Raw genomic sequence first — 17,381 nt, 5'->3', positions numbered from 1 at the left:
GGGACGTTAACGGAATATGTCATGCCGTGCTCACAAGTCTGCCTTTGTGGGGATACTCACACCATGTCTGCCGAGTACGCGACCTTCGGCCTGGCACCGGCGATGCGAGCCGGTGGCGTCCTCGCCAACGGTGCCTACCAAGTGCACCGGGATTTCGTGGACTTCATCGTCGACGGACGCCCGCTGCTGTTCCAGCTCTCCGACCTCGATGCCGTCTCCCCCCTCGCCTCCGACGTCCCGCCCTCGATCTTCACCGCCCAGGTGCGCAGTCTGCTCCTGGAAGCCGAGGCACCCCTGACAAGCGGCCGCTACGTCATCTACGGCTGCCCCGAGTGCGCCGACCTCGCCTGCGGAGCGGTGACCGCGGTGATAGAGCGGGACGGCGACGACTTCGTGTGGCGGGACTTCGCCTGGCAGACGGAGGAGGAGGCCGACCTCAAGCTCAACGGCTACACCGGCATCGGACCCTTCCGGTTCCACGGCTCCGAGTACCGCGGTGCCCTGCGATCCCTGTTGCGCGAGGCGGGTGCCGAGCCGTCCGCCCGACGCCGGGTCCTGCTCATCGGTGCCCGCGTCTCCGTGCTCGCCAGACTCGCCGCCGCCCTGCGCGCCATCGGGATCGGCGCCGACATAGCGCAGGACGCCACCGGCGTGCCCCCGGAGGAACTGCGCGCCTACGGCGCCGTGGCCTTCGGACGGGCCGTCGCCGAGGCGGACCGCGCCGCCGTGCGGCTGGCCTTCGACCGCGCGGGCGTCCAGGTCGCGTACGTCGACGGGCTCGCCCCGATCATCCCGCTCCTCGTCGCCCAGATCGAACACGCCCTCGACCGCAGCCCGGCCGAACAGCGCCGCCTCACCCGACTCGTCGCCGCCGGTGGACAGGCCGGCATCGAGATCACCTCCACCTGCCGGGTGGAGCTCACCGCCTACCGCCTCGACCGTCTCTACCGCCCCCACACCTACCGCTTCTTCGACGGCATCCTCCCGGCGGGCCGGCACCGCATCGGCCTGGACCCGAAAGCGGTGAAGGGAGAATCGTTCATCGTGGCCCGCACCTCGGGGACGGTGCTGGTGGAACCGATGGCCCGCTGAGAGCGCTCCGGCCGGTGCGACGCGACCCGGGCGCCGCCCTGTCGTTAGGATCGCCCCCTGTGACCGCCACCCTCGTCGTCAAGAACCTCGCCGCCGGACACGGCGACCGCTCACTCTTCTCCGGGCTGGACCTCGTCGTCGCCCCCGGGGACGTGATCGGGCTGGTCGGCGCCAACGGCGCCGGCAAGTCCACGCTGCTCCGCATGCTCGCCGGCCTGCTCCCGCCGGAGGAGGGCGAGCTGCGGCTGTCCCCGCCCACGGCGACGGTCGGCCACCTGCCGCAGGAACCGGAGCGGCGGGAGGGCGAGAGCGTCCGGCAGTTCCTCGCCCGGCGTACGGGGGTGGCCGAGGCCCAGCGCGTGATGGACGAGGCCACCCAGGCTTTGGTGGACGGCGCGCCGGGCGCCGACGACGCGTACTCGGTGAGCCTGGAGCGCTGGCTCGACCTGGGCGGTGCCGACCTCGACGAGCGTGCGGAGGAGGTCGCCGCGACCCTCGGCCTCGGCGTCGACCTGGACCAGCCGATGACCGGCCTCTCCGGCGGCCAGGCCGCCCGCGCCGGACTCGCCTCCCTCCTCCTCTCCCGCTACGACGTCTTCCTCCTCGACGAGCCCTCCAACGACCTCGACCTCGACGGCCTGGAACGGCTCGAACGCTTCGTCTCCGGCCTGCGCGCGGGCACGGTCGTCGTCAGCCACGACCGCGAATTCCTCACCCGCACGGTCACCAAGGTCCTGGAACTCGACCTCGCCCAGAACCAGATCAACCTCTACGGCGGCGGATACGAGGCCTATCTGGAGGAGCGCGAGACCGCCCGTCGGCACGCCCGCGACGGCTACGAGGAGTACGCCGACAAGAGGGCCGCGCTCCAGGACCGCGCCCAGATGCAGCGCTCCTGGATGGACAAGGGCGTCAAGAACGCGCGGCGCAAGGCGAACAACGACAACGACAAGATCGGCCGCAAGTTCCGCAGCGAGGCGAGTGAGAAGCAGGCCGCGAAGGCCCGCCAGACCCAGCGCATGATCGAGCGGCTCGACGTGGTGGAGGAGCCGCGCAAGGAGTGGGAGCTGCGCATGGAGATCGCGGCGGGCCCGCGCTCCGGTGCCGTGGTCGCCACCCTGCGGGACGCCGAGGTGCGGCGGGGGGACTTCGCCTTCGGACCGGTGTCCCTGCAGATCGACTGGGCGGACCGCGTCGCCATCACCGGTGCGAACGGCGCGGGCAAGTCGACGCTCCTGGGCGCGCTGCTCGGCCGGGTCCCCCTGGACTCGGGCCACGCCGCCCTGGGCTCCGGTGTCCTGGTCGGCGAGGTCGACCAGGCCCGCGCCCTCTTCCACGGCCCCGAGGCCCTCCTCGACGCCTTCTGCACGGCCGTCCCCGACACCGAGCCCGCCGAAGTACGCACGCTCCTGGCCAAGTTCGGCCTGAAGTCCCACCATGTCCTACGCCCGGCGGTCACCCTCTCCCCGGGCGAACGCACCCGCGCGGCCCTCGCCCTGCTCCAGGGCCGAGGCGTCAACCTCCTGGTCCTCGACGAGCCCACGAACCACCTGGACCTCCCCGCGATCGAGCAACTGGAGTCGGCCCTGGACTCCTACGAGGGCACGCTCCTCCTGGTCACCCATGACCGCCGCATGCTGAACGCGGTGCAGGTGACCCGCCGTCTGGCCGTGGAGGCGGGCAAGGTCACGGAGAACTGAGGACGTCCGGCTCCTGAAGGGCCCACGGGCCCTCCCGCCCCTGAAGCAGCAGGGCGCAGCCCCTGCTGCTTCAGGGGCGCGGGGAACTGCGCGACCAGCCCCCACCGGACCCGCACCTGGCGGTCAACGGGGCGCAGCCCCTGGAGAACGGGCCGGGGCGGGACGGCGGGGGCGAGAAATGCCGCCCCCGCCGACACCCTCAGCCGCGCTTCTTGTCCACCAACCCAGCCCGCCGCAAGGCATCCGCCATCGCACTGTTGGCCGGAGCCGCGCCACCCTGCCGGGAACCGCCACCACCCCCACGCCCCTGCTGCCGAGGCGGCTGCCCCCCACGGGCTCCCCGCTGCGGTCGACCGCCCCCACCACCGGACTGCCCCTGCCCGCCGCCCTGCCCCTTGGGCGCGGCCTCGTCGTCCAGCCGCAGCGTCAGCGAGATCCGCTTCCGCGGGATGTCGACATCGAGCACCTTCACCTTCACGATGTCCCCGGGCTTGACCACATCACGCGGATCCTTGACGAACGTCCGGGACAGGGCGGAGACGTGCGCCAGCCCGTCCTGGTGGACACCGACGTCGATGAACGCCCCGAAGGCGGCGACGTTCGTCACGACCCCCTCCAGGACCATCCCGGCCTCCAGATCGGAGATCTTCTCGACGCCGTCCTTGAAGGTGGCCGTCTTGAAGGCCGGCCGAGGGTCCCGACCCGGCTTCTCCAGCTCCTTGAGGATGTCCGTCACCGTCGGCAGACCGAACGTCTCGTCCACGAAGTCCCCGGGCCTCAGCGACCGCAGCACACTCGTGTTGCCGATCAGCGCGGCGACCTCGCTGCCAGCCGTCTTCACCATCCGGCGCACCACCGGGTACGCCTCCGGGTGCACGCTGGAGGCGTCCAGCGGGTCCGAGCCGCCCCGGATCCGCAGGAAGCCCGCGCACTGCTCGTACGCCTTGGGGCCGAGCCGCGCCACGCCCTTCAGCTCGGAACGCGAGGTGAAGGGGCCGTTGGCGTCGCGGTGGGCCACGATGTTCTCGGCGAGCCCGGAGGAGATGCCGGAGACTCGGGACAGCAGCGGCGCGGAGGCCGTGTTCACGTCCACGCCCACGCCGTTCACACAGTCCTCGACCACCGCGTCCAGCGAACGCGACAGCTTCACCTCGGACAGGTCGTGCTGGTACTGCCCGACCCCGATCGACTTGGGGTCGATCTTCACCAGCTCGGCGAGCGGGTCCTGGAGGCGGCGTGCGATCGAGACGGCGCCGCGCAGCGAGACGTCCATCCCGGGCAGCTCCTGCGAGGCGAACGCCGACGCCGAGTACACCGAGGCGCCCGCTTCGGACACCATCACCTTGGTGAGCTTCAACTCCGGGTGCCGGGTGATCAGTTCACCGGCGAGCTTGTCGGTCTCGCGGGACGCCGTGCCGTTGCCGATCGCGATCAGCTCGACCGCGTGCTCCTTGGCCAGGCGCGCCAGCTTGGCGATGGCCTCGTCCCACTTGTTGGCCGGGACGTGCGGATAGATGACGTCGGTGGCGACGACCTTGCCGGTGGCGTCCACCACGGCGACCTTCACGCCCGTACGGAAGCCGGGGTCCAGGCCCAGCGTGGCGCGCGTCCCGGCCGGAGCGGCGAGGAGGAGGTCGCGCAGGTTCGCCGCGAACACGTTCACCGCCTCGTCCTCGGCGGCGGTCCGCAGCCGCAGCCGCAGGTCGATGCCGAGGTGGACGAGGATGCGGGTCCGCCAGGCCCAACGGACGGTGTCCGTCAGCCACTTGTCGCCGGGCCGGCCCCGGTCGGCGATCTGGAAGCGATGCGCGACGATCCCCTCGTACGACGAGGGGCCGGGCTGCTCGGAGGGCTCCTCCGGCTCCAGGACGAGATCGAGGACGTCCTCCTTCTCGCCGCGCAGCATCGCCAGGATGCGGTGGGAGGGCAGTTCGGTGAACGGCTCGGCGAAGTCGAAGTAGTCGGCGAACTTGGCGCCCGCCTCCTCCTTGCCCTCCTTGACCTTGGCGGCGAGCCGGCCCCGTACCCACATGCGCTCGCGCAGCTCGCCGATCAGGTCGGCGTCCTCGGAGAACCGCTCGGTGAGGATCGCCCGGGCGCCGTCGAGGGCGGCCTGCGGGTCGGCGACGCCCTTGTCGGCGTCCACGAACGCCGCGGCGGCGGCCAGCGGCTCGACGGTCGGGTCGCCGAGCAGGCCGTCGGCCAGCGGTTCGAGGCCGGCCTCGCGGGCGATCTGCGCCTTGGTGCGCCGCTTGGGCTTGAAGGGGAGGTAGATGTCCTCCAGGCGGGCCTTGGTCTCGGCGCCGCGGATCCGGCCCTCGACCTCGGGGGTCAACTTGCCCTGCTCGCGCACCGAGTCGAGGATCGCGGTCCGCCGCTCCTCCAGCTCCCGCAGATAGCGCAGCCGCTCCTCGAGCGTGCGCAGCTGCGCGTCGTCGAGCATCTCGGTCGCTTCCTTGCGGTAGCGGGCGATGAAGGGCACGGTCGAACCGCCGTCGAGCAGTTCCACCGCGGCCCTGACCTGCCGCTCCCGTACGCCGAGTTCCTCGGCGATCCTGCTTTCGATGGACCCTACGTCGATGGACTCGGGTGTCGTCACGATCCCGTACCGCCTTCTCCACTGAGGTTGCGCGGCAATTGTGGCAGGTGGCACGGACAACGGTGGCCCAGGGAGGGAAACGCGCGGATCCCGGACAGCGGGGGAGCCGGACGCGACCACGCGTCCGGCTCCCCGGTGACAAAGAAGGCCTGGCCGTCCTCAGGCCCGGCGGGCCCGCCCGGTGCGGCGCGTCGAGCTCGACGCGCCCCCGAAGAGCCGGGCCACAGCCCGGAACGGCAGCGTGACCACCGTCGCGATGGCCCCACCGATCTGCCGCAACACGTCTGCGATCGCACGGAACACGTACTTCCCCTTTCGTCTCCCGGCTGGGTGGGCCAGGAACGACCGGGTACCGCGTCCGGCACCGTTCATGCCTGTACCGTCCGTGCCGAGCTCTTGCCGATCATCCCCGCCGGGAACGCCCCCGCGCCGAGCATCGTCGTGACCAGGCCGGTCATCAGTTCGGTGAGCCGCTCGACCCCGGCCGCACCCAGACGCTCGTACGGGGCCAGGTCCAGACGGTCCGTCGCGTCCTCGATCTTCCCGCGCAGGGCCACGCCCGCCTCCGTCAGCCCGCCCTCGGTGTCGAGCAGCCCGCGCTCCTGGAGCCGGGCGCTCGCGGCGTCCCACTCGTCCCGCGTCCAGCCGCGCGTGGCGGTGGCCCACTTCGGGGACATGCCCTTCCCTGTCGCGGCGTGGCTGGCCAGGGCCTCGACCGGGTCGAGACCGGCGTCGAGGAGCACCGCGAGATGTCCGTCGCCCCGGTGCTCGCGCAGCAGGGTGGCCGCGTGCCAGAGCGCGAGATGAGGGCGCTCGGGTACGGGCAGATCAGCGTGCGCGGCGTACAAGGGGCGCGCGGTCCGCACGCACGCCTCCGTGGCGCGCAGCGCCAGCTCCGCCGCCTCGGCGACCTCCGCGGAGTCCAGCAGCTCCTCGCCGAGCAGTCGTCGCAGCGTGGCGTCCACGGCACGCTCCCGGGCCGCCAGCACCACGGACGGCGACGCCGTCCCCCACACGGCGGGCACGTGCTCCGCCACCAGCTCGTGCCGGAAGTTGAAGAACGTCGCCGTCACGACACCCGCTCCGACGGCGCCCAGGGCGGCGGCCCGTACGGCGAAGTACGCCGCCTGCGGGTCGTCGATCCCCACAGCGGCCAGCTCCCGCCCGAGGTCCGGCGAGAAGTAGTGCGCGGAGTGGAACGGATTGAGGAGGCTGTGGCAGCGCCGCCCGGCGCGCTCCGGAAGGGAAGAGGTCATGCCCGGCAGGTTACCGACTGGTTGGTACGCCAGTGGGGGCGCCCTCGCCCCGCGGCCTCGTCCACCTCCCACCATGGCAGGAAAGGTGGGGTGCTCGTCATTGCGGTCATGGTCCGGCCGGCCCAAGAATCGAAGGCATGCGAACTGTCCTGGTCGTCCTCTTCGACGACGTGCAGAGCCTCGACGTCACCGGTCCTCTGGAGGTCTTCGCCGGCGCCGAGCAGCACACACCGGGGACCTACCGCATCAGCACGGCCTCCCTGGAGGGCGCACCCGTACGCACCTCCAGCGGCCTCACCCTCGTCCCGGACCACACCCTCGCCACCGCCCCCGCCCCGCACACCCTGCTCGTCCCGGGCGGCCGGGGCACGCGGAACCCGGCTCCCGAGGTCGTCGACTGGCTGCGCGAGCACGGTCCGCGCGCGGACCGCCTGGTATCCGTCTGCACCGGCGCCATCCTGCTCGCCGAGGCGGGCTTCCTGGACGGCCGCCGGGCGACCACCCACTGGGCGTACTGCGACACACTGGCCCGCCACCACCCGGCGATCGAGGTCGACCCCGACCCCATCTACGTCCGCGACGGTCATGTCGCCACCTCCGCCGGCGTCACCTCCGGCATCGACCTCGCCCTCGCGCTCGTCGAGGAGGACATCGGCCGTGAGGCCGCCCTCGACATCGCCCGCCAGCTCGTCGTCTTCCTGCGCCGCCCGGGCAACCAGGCCCAGTTCAGCGCCCAGCTCGCCGCCCAGACCGCACAACGGGAACCGCTCCGCGAGGTCCAGCAGTGGATCACCGAGCACCCCGGCGACGACCTGAGCGTCGACCACCTGGCCGCCCGCGCCCGCCTCTCGCCCCGCCACTTCGCCCGCGCCTTCCGGGCCGAGACGGGCATGACCCCGGGCCGGTACGTCGACCGCGTCCGCCTCGAACACGCCCGCCGCCTCCTGGAGGACACCTCCGACGGGGTGGAGGAGATCTCCCGGGCCTGCGGCTACGGCACCGCCGAGGCCATGCGCCGCGCCTTCGTGAAGGCGCTCGCCACCTCCCCGGCGGAGTACCGCCGCCGCTTCCGCCCGGCCGCGGCCTCGGCCCCCGTCTCCGCCCCCGCCCGCATCCGCTGAAAGGAACCCGATGCAGATCGCCATCGTCCTCTTCGACCGCTTCACCGCCCTGGACGCCGTCGGCCCCTACGAGACCCTCGGCCGTCTGCCCGACGCCGAACTCGTCTTCGTCGCCGAGGAGCGCGGCCCCGTCCGCTCCGACACCCGCGCACTCGCGCTCACCGCCGACAGGACGCTCGCCGAGGTCCCGAGTCCCGACGTCGTCGTGGTGCCGGGCGGCCCCGGCCAGTTCGAACAGATGGAGAACGAGACCCTCTTCGACTGGCTGCGCGCGGCCGACCGCACGAGCACCTGGACGACCTCCGTGTGCACCGGCTCCCTGATCCTGGCCGGCGCCGGGCTCCTCGAAGGCCGCCGGGCCACCTCCCACTGGCTGGCGCTGGACTTCCTGAAGCAGTACGGCGCCGAGCCGACGGGGGAGCGGGTCGTCATCGACGGCAAGTACGCCACCGCGGCCGGGGTCTCCTCCGGCATCGACATGGGGCTGACGCTGATCGGCCGGATCGCGGGCGACGAACACGCCCAGGCCGTACAGCTGATGATCGAGTACGACCCCCAGCCGCCCTACGACGCCGGAGCCCCGCACAAGGCGCCCGCCCACCTCGTGGAGGAGTTCCGCACCAACAGCCGCTTCGCCCTGATGTGACCGCCCTCGGCGCGGCCCTCACGCCGACCAGGTGAACCGGGGCCGTCTGCGCTCCAGGAACGCGGCGACGCCCTCCGCGGTGTCGCCGCTGCCCCGCGCCTGCTCGGCCCAGTGGGCGTCGCGGTCGGTGCGGCCGTTCGCGAACTCCTTGGCCGCCGCCTGCGTCAGCCGCGAGCGCGAGACCAGTATCCGAGTGAACTCCGCCACCCGTTCCATGAGTTCACCGGCGGGCAGCACCTCGTCCACCAGACCCGTGCGCAGCGCACGCTCCGCGTCGATCAACTCTCCCGAGAACAGCAGGTACTTGGCGGTGCTCGGCCCGACCAGCGACACCAGCCGGCGGGTGGAGGAAGCGGGGTAGACGAGCCCCAGCTTCGCCGGGGTGATCCCGAACAGCGCTCCCTCCCGCGCGAACCGCAGATCGCAGGCCGCCGCCAGCTGCGCGCCGCCGCCCACGCAGTGCCCCCGGATCGCCGCGAGGGTCGGCTTGGGGAAGGCGGCGAGGGCCTCCTCGGCGAGGCCCGCCAGCTCCTGGGCCTCCTCAGGCGCCCCTCGCAGTGTGGAGATGTCGGCCCCCGCGCAGAACGTCCCGCCCTCCCCGGTGAGCACCAGTGCCCGTACGCCGGGGTCGGCGGCCAGCCGGTCGAGCAGCGGCGGCAGCGCTCGCCACATCCCGGCCGTCATGGCGTTGCGCTTGGCGGGGTGGTGGATGACGACGGTCGCGATCCCGTCGGCGACGGTGTCCAGCAGCTGAGGCTCCATGCCCCGGATGCTAGCCACTCGCCCTCCGGGTGATGCACGCAGAGTGAGGGGCAAGGGGAGGAAGCGGGCGAGAGGGGCGTCCAACCCGTACAACCCGAATAGTTCCGAAAGCGACGTATCTCGATAAAACGCTGTCATGCGCCCGACTGAATCGCTCACGAGCGCGCCTAAAGTCGCCGATACACGCTGACTTCTGTTCAGTTCTCCGCGCGCGGCGTCGCGTTACCAACACTCGACATGTGGTGACAATCGAGCGCGAGGGTGGCGACCTGACCATGGACGACCAAGGGCGCGGGAGCGACCCACGCCCTGACGGCGGCGGGCACGGACCCGACGACCCGAAGCCGCCGGAGCCACTGCCTTACGAAGGGGTCTGGCGGTTCACCGCTGCCGCGGTCGACGCCTCGGTGCCGCAGGCGCGGCGCGCCGTCCGGGACCTGCTCGCCCGCCAGGGCGTGCCGATCTCGGACGACCTCGTCCAGGGGCTCCTGCTGATCGTCTCCGAGCTGGTGACCAACGCCGTGAAACACGCGGCGCTCCTGTCGCCCACACTCGCCGTCGAGGTCGCCGTCGGAGCCGAGTGGGTGCGGGTCTCGGTGGAGGACAACCACCCCTACCGTCCGACCGCCCTGGAGACCGACCACGGCCGACTGGGCGGCCGCGGTCTGCTCCTGGTGCGGGAGATCACCCTGGAGGCGGGCGGGGTCTGCGACGTGGAGCACACCGCGAGCGGAGGCAAGGTGGTCTGGGTCGCCGTGCCGCTCAAGCCCGCACATCTGATCCAGGGGTGAGGGGCACCGGCCCCGGGTCGAACGCCGCGGTCACCAGCCCGCGGCCGGCCCCGTCAGCTCCCTGACCGCCGGCCGCGCCGCGTCCAGGACCGTCATGAACCAGGCCGAGAACGGGTCCTTGGCATGCCGCTCCGCCAGCTCGGCCGGGGTGACGAACGCGGTGTCCCCGACCTCGTCCGGGTCCGGCCGGAGCGGGGACTGGAGCAGCCCGACGAACAGGTGGTTGAACTCCTGCTCCACCAGGCCCGAGTCCGGGTCCGGGTGGTTGTAGCGGACCGTGCCCGCCTCGCCGAGCAGCGCCGGGGAGACCCCCAGCTCCTCGTGCGTCCGCCGCGCGGCCGCCGCGAAGGGCGACTCGCCCGGGTAGGGGTGGCCGCAGCAGGTGTTCGACCAGACACCGGGGGAGTGGTACTTGCCGAGGGCCCGCTGCTGCAGCAGCAGCCGCCCGCGCTCGTCGAAGAGGAAGACGGAGAACGCCCTGTGCAGTTGACCGGGCGGTTGGTGAGCGGCCAGCTTCTCCGCGGTGCCGATCGTGGTGCCGTCCTCGTCGACCAGCTCCAGCAGGATCGCTTCCGTGGTGCCGTTCTCGGGACTGTGCATCGCGGTGGCAGGTGTGATCGGCATGCCCATCCTTCGCCTCGTTCTTCGAGCCTCAAGTCTGCCGCACGAAACCGGCGCTCCCGGCACTTCGCGGTAGACCCGCATGTCCTACCCGCACACCCCTGCCGAAGACACCTACGACGTGTGTGTCGGACATGTGTGTCAGACCCCGAAGGCCGCCGCATACCTGATGGTGCCGGGAGCCACCGCCGCGGAACCGTCCAGGACCAGCGCCATCATCGCCTCGTCCGGCACCTCGAATCCCGGCCGGATGCCGTACTCGGACGCACGTACGAAGCCGAAGCGCGGGTAGTACTCGGGATGCCCCAGGACGAGGACGAGCCGCTCCCGACGCGCGCGAGCCGCCTCCAGCACCGCCCGTACGACGGCCGTTCCCGCCCCCTGCCGCTGATGGTCCGGCAGCACCGCGACGGGGGCGAGCGCCAGCGCGGGCACCTCGTCGACATGGCAGCGGGTGATCAGCGCGTACGCCGCGATCGTGCCGTCCGGGGCCTCGGCGACGTACGACAGGTCCGGCAGCCATGCGCCGGGGTCCTCGCGCAGCGCGTCGACCAGTCCGGCCTCGGCGTCGGTCTCGAAGGCGGCGGCGTTGACGCCGTACACCCCCTCGCGGTCGGCGGACGTCTCCGGTCGCGTGGTCCAGTCGGTGGTCAGTGACACAGCTTCGCCTCGTGTTCCGCGTGGCCGCCCGGCTCCAGCTGGAAGGTGCAGTGCTCGACGTCGAAGTGGTCGCCGATGCAGCCCTGGAGGTCGTGCAGCATCTTCTCGTGGCCGATGGAGTCCAGCGTGTCCGAGCTGACCACCACATGGGCGGAGAGCACCGGCATGCCGGAGGTGATGGTCCAGGCGTGCAGATCGTGGACGTCCTCCACACCCGGCAGGGCCAGTATGTGGGCCCGTACCTCGGCCATGTCGACGTTTTTCGGGGCCGCCTCCAGCAGCACGTCGAGGGTCTCGCGCAGCAGCTTCACCGTACGCGGGACGATCATCAGACCGATGATGAGCGAGGCGATCGGGTCGGCGGCCTGCCAGCCGGTGAGCAGGATGACCGTCGCCGAGATGATCACCGCCAGCGAACCGAGCGCGTCCGCTGCCACCTCCAGGAAGGCGCCCCGGACGTTCAGGCTCTCCTTCTGGCCCCGCATCAGCAGGGTCAGCGAGATCATGTTCGCGACCAGACCGATCGCGCCGAAGACGACCGTCAGCCCGCCCTCGGTCTCGACCGGTGTGACGAACCGCTGGATCGCCTCGTACAGCACATAGCCGCCGACGCCGAGCAGCAGCAGACAGTTGGCGAGCGCCGCGAGTATCTCGGCCCGGGCGTAGCCGAAGGTGCGGTTGCCGCTCGGGGGACGGTTGGCGAAGTGGATCGCGAGGAGCGCCATGCCGAGGCCCACCGCGTCCGTCGCCATGTGCGCCGCGTCGGCGATGAGCGCCAGCGAATCGGCGAGCACGCCGCCGACGATCTCGACCACCATGACGGTGAGCGTGATCGACAGCGCGATCCGCAGCCGCCCGCGGTACGCCGCCGCGGCCGTACCGCTGGTCGGCGCGTGATGCGCGTGCCCGTGGTCGTGACCGGCCCCCATGTGATCCGCCTCTCCCATGCGTTCGTGTGTTCTGCTCCGGATCACAGTGAACTACGGGTGGGGGGTATCCGGCAACGCGGCACTGAACACCGTTGTCATCTGCTCTGACCTGCGGAAACGACCTGCAGGTCAGAGCGCTGCCATGATCGGGGAAGCGGCCGGGAAAGGTCAGAGACCGTGGTGCAGCCGCCAGCCCGCCCAGGCCGACTCGACCATCTCGCGCACCCCGCGCCGGGCCGTCCAGCCGAGCTCGCGCCGGGCCCGCTCGGCCGAGGCGACCGCGCGCGGCGCGTCACCGGGGCGGCGGGGCTCGACCAGTGCGGGACGGCGGTCCCCGGTCACCTCGCCGATGAGGTCGACGAGTTCGCGGACCGAAACGCCTTCGCCCCGGCCGATGTTCACGGTCAGGTCGCCCGGGACGTCGGAGGCGGTGAGGTGTCGGGCCGCCGCGAGGTGCGCGTCGGCGAGATCGGCGACATGGATGTAGTCCCGGACGCAGGTGCCGTCGGGGGTCGGGTAGTCGTCGCCGAAGATCCTCGGGGCCTCGTCACGGGTGAGGCGGTCGAAGACCATCGGGACGACGTTGAAGATGCCGGTGTCGGCCAGGGCGGGTTCGGCGGCGCCGGCCACGTTGAAGTAGCGCAGACAGACGGTCGCGATGCCGTGCGCCTGCCCCGCCGCCCGCACCAGCCATTCCCCGGCCAGCTTGGTCTCGCCGTAGGGGCTCATCGGGGCGCACGGCGTCTCCTCCGTGATGAGGTCCACGTCCGGGTTGCCGTAGACGGCCGCTGAGGAGGAGAAGACGAAGCGCTCGACCCCGGTGGCGGCCGCCGCCTCCAGGAGCGTGGCGAGACCGCCGACGTTCTCCTGGTAGTAGCGGGTGGGCTGGGCGACGGACTCGCCCACCTGCTTGCGGGCCGCGAGATGGACCACACCGGTCACGGCGTGCTCCGTGAGGACACGCTTGAGGAGGTCGCCGTCGAGGGCGGACCCGTGGATCAGCGGGATGTCTTCGGGCAGGCGGCCGCGGACCCCTGCGGAGAGGTCGTCCAGTGCGATGACCTCGTCGCCGGCGGCGGTCATGACCTTCGCCACGTGTGCGCCGATGTAGCCCGCCCCGCCTGTGATCAGCCATGTCATGCGCTCACCTTATGCGGGGGGTGTGTTGTGCCTGTTCGCCGTAGGGGGTGTGCAGGGTTGGCGGGCGGGAGGGGTGGCGGTGGTCGCCCACGCAGTGCTCCGTGCCCCTCGCGGCGCGCGGAACGCGACCTCTCTCACACGGTGAGTCCATGCCTTTGCCCCCTATCAACCGATATCCGCACCGGAGTTTGTGGCGCAACCCCCACATCCCCGATGATGATCGCGGCGGAGGGCCGACGGCTTGAGCAGGCCGAACTGATCTGGCCGTGAACGGGCGGTGAACGCCCGCTTCTCTTCATCCGATAACCTCTGCCGACACGCCGCCGGGTCGCAGCGGGCCGGGGCGCCCCCACCACGTACATGTCCGGCGCGATCGCGTCGGCACCCAGGGAGTGAGTTCGTCTGTCGACCGCCATCCTCACCGGTCAGCCGGTCCCCGGGTCGTCGCTGGAGGGCGATCTGCGGTCGCTCGGCTTCGACGTGCGGACCGCCTCCGACGCCGGTGACGCCGAGACGCTCCTGGCGACGGTGCCCGCGGACCAGCGGGTCGCGATCGTCGACGCCCGGTTCGTCGGCCATGTGCACGCCCTGCGCCTGGGACTCACCGACCCCCGCTTCGACGCCGCCGCCCTCCCCGGCGCGGTGACCGTGCGGCCCGCCGCCCGTCAGGCGCTGACCCGGGCGCTGGCCCGTGCGAGCTCGCCTGCGGGCGGCACCACGGCCGTGGCCGTCGACGGCGTCGCCGACCGGGTCGTCGCCGCCCTCGACGCCGAGGACGTCAGCCTCTACCGGCCCGAGCTCGGCACCCTGGTCGCCGTCGTCCCCGCCGACCCGCAGGCCCGCAACGAGGCCCGCCAGGCGGTCGCCGCCGTCGACGACGAGGCCGTACGGCTGCGCACGGCGGTGAAGTCCCGCGACGGCTTCTTCACCACGTACTTCATCAGCCCGTACTCCCGCTACATCGCCCGCTGGTGCGCCCGCCGGGGCCTGACCCCGAACCAGGTCACGACGGCCTCGCTGATCACCGCCCTGATCGCGGCGGGCTGCGCGGCCACCGGCACCCGTGGCGGGTTCGTCGCGGCCGGCCTCCTCCTGCTCTTCTCCTTCGTCCTCGACTGCACCGACGGCCAACTGGCCCGCTACTCGCTGCAGTACTCGACGCTCGGCGCCTGGCTCGACGCCACCTTCGACCGCGCCAAGGAGTACGCCTACTACGCGGGCCTCGCCCTCGGCGCCGCCCGGGGCGGGGACGACGTATGGGCGCTCGCCCTCGGCGCGATGGTCCTGCAGACCTGCCGCCACGTCGTCGACTTCTCCTTCAACGAGGCGAACGTCGGGGATCCCGCAGGCACCGCCAACACCAGCCCCACCGCGGCCCTCTCCGGCAAGCTCGACAGCGTCGGCTGGACGGTGTGGGTGCGGCGCATGATCGTGCTGCCGATCGGTGAACGCTGGGCCCTGATCGCCGTCCTCACGGCGCTCACCACGCCCCGCATCACCTTCTACGCGCTGCTCATCGGGTGCGCGTTCGCCGCGACTTACACCACAGCGGGCCGTGTGCTGCGCTCGCTGACGCGCAAGGCGGAGCGCACGGACCGCGCGGCCACGGTGCTCGCGGACCTCGCGGACTCCGGTGGGATCGCCGAGCTCGTGGCCCGGGCAGGACGACGACCGCAGGTCCGTCCGTTCTTCCGTTCGCCGGTGCTGATCGCGGCACTTGGGGCGGCCTTCGTGATGCTCTTCGCGTGGACGGAGCCCTTCGGCAGCCCCCTCACGATCATGGCTGCCGTCCTCTACGCGGTCTTCGCGGGCGGTGCCGTCGCGCGCCCCCTCAAGGGCGCCCTGGACTGGCTCGTTCCCCCCGTCTTCCGTGCCGCCGAGTACTGCACCGTCCTGGTACTCGCGGCCGAAGCCGACGTGAACGGAGCCCTTCCCGCGGCTTTCGGGCTGGTGGGGGCCGTCGCCTACCATCACTACGACACGGTGTACCGCATCCGCGGCGACGCCGGCGCGCCACCGCAGTGGCTGGTGCGGGCGATCGGCGGTCACGAAGGCAGGACCCTGCTGGTCACCGTGCTGGCCGCGCTGCTCGCGCCCACAGAGTTCACCGTCGCGCTCACGGCTCTCGCCGTGGCCGTGGCACTGCTGGTGCTCGTCGAGAGCATCCGCTTCTGGGTGTCCGCCCATAAAACCGGCGCACCCGCCGTACACGATGAAGGAGAACCCGCATGATCGGCCTCGTGCTGGCGGCCGGCGCCGGACGGCGTCTTCGCCCCTACACCGACACGCTCCCCAAGGCACTCGTGCCGGTCGGGCCCGAAGGGTCCGTGGAAGGAGACGCGGAGCACCTCACGGTTCTCGACCTGACCCTCGGCAACTTCGCCGAGATCGGCCTGACCGAGGTCGCGATCATCGTCGGGTACCGCAAGGAGGCCGTCTACGAGCGCCGCGAGGCGCTGGAGGCCAAGTACGGGCTCAAGATCACCCTCATCGACAACGACAAGGCCGAGGAGTGGAACAACGCCTACTCCCTGTGGTGCGGCCGTGACGCCATCAAGCACTCGGTGATCCTCGCCAACGGCGACACCGTGCACCCGGTCTCCGTCGAGAAGACCCTGCTCGCCGCCCGCGGCGACGGCAAGAAGATCATCCTCGCCCTCGACACGGTGAAGTCCCTCGCCGACGAGGAGATGAAGGTCGTCGTCGGCCCCGAGGGCGGCATGACCAAGATCACCAAGCTGATGGACCCCGCCGAGGCGACGGGCGAGTACATCGGCGTCACCCTCATCGAGGGCGAGGCCGCCGACGAACTGGCCGACGCCCTGAAGACCGTCTTCGAGACGGACCCGCAGCAGTTCTACGAGCACGGCTACCAGGAGCTCGTGAACCGCGGCTTCCGCATCGACGTGGCCCCCATCGGTGACGTCAAGTGGGTCGAGATCGACAACCACGACGACCTCGCCAAGGGACGTGAGATCGCGTGCCAGTACTGACGAGGCTCATCCCCTCGCCGGTCGTCGTGGACATCCGTCCCGGCGCGCTCGATGACCTGGCGACGATCCTGTCGGACCAGCGCATCGCGCCGTCGGGCCGGTTGGCCTTCGCGATCAGCGCCGGCTCCGGCGCGGCGCTGCGCGACCGGTTCGCCCCCGCGTTTCCGGAGGCGGACTGGTTCTGCGACGCCGACGGCACCATCGACGGCGCGGTACGGCTCGCCGACTCGATCAAGAAGGGCGGTCACTACGACGCCGTGGTCGGGCTCGGCGGCGGCAAGGTCATCGACTGCGCCAAGTACGCGGCGGCCCGGGTCGGTCTGCCGCTGGTCGCCGTCGCCACCAACCTCGCCAACGACGGTCTGTGCTCCCCGGTCGCCACCCTCGACAACGACGCGGGCCGCGGCTCGTACGGGGTGCCGAACCCGATCGGCATCGTCATCGACCTGGACGTCATCCGTGAGGCCCCGGTGCGCTTCGTGCGGGCCGGCATCGGCGATGTGATCTGCAAGATCTCCGCCGTGGCCGACTGGGAGCTGTCCAGCCGGGAGACCGGCGAGAAGGTCGACGGACTGGCCGCCGCCATGGCCCGCCAGGCCGCCGAGGCCGTGCTGCGCCACCCCGGCGGGGTCGGCGACGACGACTTCCTGACCACGCTCTCCGAGTCCCTCGTCCTGTGCGGGATCTCCATGTCCGTGGCCGGCGACAGCCGTCCCGCCTCGGGCGCCTGCCACGAGATCAGCCACGCGTTCGACCTGACGTTCCCCAAGCGGAACGCCCTGCACGGCGAACAGTGCGGTCTCGGCGGCGCGTTCGCCACCTTCCTGCGGGGCCACCACGAGATCGCGGGCCAGATGGCCGAGGTGCTGCGCCACCACGGCCTGCCCGTCCTCCCGGACGAGATCGGCTTCACCGTCGACGAGTTCGTCCAGGTCGTCAAGTTCGCCCCGCAGACCCGGCCGGGCCGCTACACCATCCTGGAACACCTCGAACTGAGCACCGAACAGATCAAGGACGCCTACGCCGACTATGCCAAAGCCATCAGTAGCTGAGCTCCGCCCGGTCGTTCAC

Annotated in this window: 16 protein-coding genes; 8 read left to right on the top strand and 8 right to left on the bottom strand. The window is 71.6% G+C overall.

All coding sequences use genetic code 11. From position 1 onward, the window contains the following. Window positions 1–63: 63 nt before the first annotated feature. Both RM704_RS18895 and RM704_RS18890 read left to right on the top strand, forming a co-directional pair. Window positions 64–1,092, top strand: coding sequence for a hypothetical protein (locus tag RM704_RS18895; RefSeq protein ID WP_033529597.1), 1,029 nt, complete (start codon window positions 64–66; stop codon window positions 1,090–1,092). Window positions 1,093–1,151: 59 nt separating this feature from the next. Beyond that, entirely contained in the window at window positions 1,152–2,792 is a 1,641-nt protein-coding gene (locus tag RM704_RS18890) for an ABC-F family ATP-binding cassette domain-containing protein (RefSeq protein WP_033529596.1), read from the top strand. 199 nt (window positions 2,793–2,991) lie between these two features. Here the strand turns inward: RM704_RS18890 and RM704_RS18885 are convergent, their stop codons facing one another. From RM704_RS18885 to RM704_RS18875, 3 genes are all read right to left on the bottom strand, one after another. Next, window positions 2,992–5,391, bottom strand: a complete 2,400-nt coding sequence (locus RM704_RS18885; RefSeq protein ID WP_033529595.1) for a Tex family protein — start codon at window positions 5,389–5,391, stop codon at window positions 2,992–2,994. Window positions 5,392–5,550: 159 nt separating this feature from the next. Beyond that, a complete protein-coding gene (locus RM704_RS18880; RefSeq protein ID WP_169797823.1) occupies window positions 5,551–5,694 on the bottom strand; it encodes an LPFR motif small protein in 144 nt (47 codons plus the stop codon). 65 nt (window positions 5,695–5,759) lie between these two features. Then, window positions 5,760–6,647: an SCO6745 family protein gene (locus RM704_RS18875; protein ID WP_033529594.1), complete on the bottom strand. Its 888-nt coding sequence runs from the start codon at window positions 6,645–6,647 to the stop codon at window positions 5,760–5,762. A gap of 137 nt (window positions 6,648–6,784) precedes the next feature. Here RM704_RS18875 and RM704_RS18870 point away from each other — a divergent pair, with 137 nt between their 5' ends. Together RM704_RS18870 and RM704_RS18865 are read left to right on the top strand one after the other, a co-directional pair. Continuing rightward, window positions 6,785–7,768, top strand: a complete 984-nt coding sequence (locus RM704_RS18870; protein ID WP_033529593.1) for a GlxA family transcriptional regulator — start codon at window positions 6,785–6,787, stop codon at window positions 7,766–7,768. 10 nt (window positions 7,769–7,778) lie between these two features. Further along, on the top strand, window positions 7,779–8,414 hold the full coding sequence (locus RM704_RS18865; protein WP_033529592.1) for a DJ-1/PfpI family protein: 636 nt from the start codon (window positions 7,779–7,781) through the stop codon (window positions 8,412–8,414). Window positions 8,415–8,432: 18 nt separating this feature from the next. Here RM704_RS18865 and RM704_RS18860 read toward each other — a convergent pair whose 3' ends face one another. Beyond that, window positions 8,433–9,176: an enoyl-CoA hydratase/isomerase family protein gene (locus RM704_RS18860; protein ID WP_033529591.1), complete on the bottom strand. Its 744-nt coding sequence runs from the start codon at window positions 9,174–9,176 to the stop codon at window positions 8,433–8,435. Window positions 9,177–9,451: 275 nt separating this feature from the next. Here RM704_RS18860 and RM704_RS18855 point away from each other — a divergent pair, with 275 nt between their 5' ends. After that, entirely contained in the window at window positions 9,452–9,967 is a 516-nt protein-coding gene (locus tag RM704_RS18855; protein ID WP_052146278.1) for an ATP-binding protein, read from the top strand. A 30-nt stretch (window positions 9,968–9,997) separates the two neighbouring features. Here RM704_RS18855 and idi read toward each other — a convergent pair whose 3' ends face one another. The 4 genes from idi to galE form a co-directional block, all read right to left on the bottom strand. Further along, window positions 9,998–10,591, bottom strand: a complete 594-nt coding sequence (gene idi, locus RM704_RS18850) for an isopentenyl-diphosphate Delta-isomerase (RefSeq protein ID WP_033529979.1) — start codon at window positions 10,589–10,591, stop codon at window positions 9,998–10,000. A gap of 138 nt (window positions 10,592–10,729) precedes the next feature. Next, a complete protein-coding gene (locus tag RM704_RS18845) occupies window positions 10,730–11,248 on the bottom strand; it encodes a GNAT family N-acetyltransferase (RefSeq protein WP_033529589.1) in 519 nt (172 codons plus the stop codon). Beyond that, the gene (locus tag RM704_RS18840; protein ID WP_033529588.1) at window positions 11,239–12,177 is read right to left on the bottom strand and encodes a cation diffusion facilitator family transporter; all 939 of its coding nucleotides are present in this window, start codon (window positions 12,175–12,177) and stop codon (window positions 11,239–11,241) included. Before RM704_RS18840 ends, RM704_RS18845 begins: the two co-directional genes overlap by 10 nt. A gap of 168 nt (window positions 12,178–12,345) precedes the next feature. Next, window positions 12,346–13,317 (bottom strand): UDP-glucose 4-epimerase GalE, encoded by a 972-nt coding sequence (gene galE / locus RM704_RS18835; RefSeq protein ID WP_033529587.1) that lies wholly within the window; start codon window positions 13,315–13,317, stop codon window positions 12,346–12,348. A gap of 402 nt (window positions 13,318–13,719) precedes the next feature. Here galE and RM704_RS18830 point away from each other — a divergent pair, with 402 nt between their 5' ends. The 3 genes from RM704_RS18830 to RM704_RS18820 are packed head-to-tail and all read left to right on the top strand — an operon-like array spanning window position 13,720 to window position 17,362. Next, entirely contained in the window at window positions 13,720–15,549 is a 1,830-nt protein-coding gene (locus RM704_RS18830; RefSeq protein WP_033529586.1) for a DUF5941 domain-containing protein, read from the top strand. After that, window positions 15,546–16,310, top strand: a complete 765-nt coding sequence (locus tag RM704_RS18825) for a phosphocholine cytidylyltransferase family protein (RefSeq protein ID WP_033529585.1) — start codon at window positions 15,546–15,548, stop codon at window positions 16,308–16,310. Before RM704_RS18830 ends, RM704_RS18825 begins: the two co-directional genes overlap by 4 nt. Further along, on the top strand, window positions 16,298–17,362 hold the full coding sequence (locus RM704_RS18820) for an iron-containing alcohol dehydrogenase family protein (RefSeq protein ID WP_033529584.1): 1,065 nt from the start codon (window positions 16,298–16,300) through the stop codon (window positions 17,360–17,362). The genes RM704_RS18825 and RM704_RS18820 overlap by 13 nt, the downstream gene beginning before the upstream one ends. Window positions 17,363–17,381: the final 19 nt, after the last annotated feature.

Source organism: Streptomyces gottesmaniae, from assembly GCF_031845845.1.
GTDB lineage: Bacteria > Actinomycetota > Actinomycetes > Streptomycetales > Streptomycetaceae > Streptomyces > Streptomyces akebiae.
The sequence above is the reverse complement of the archived record's forward strand: the minus strand, read 5'-3'. Positions and strand labels throughout refer to the sequence as shown.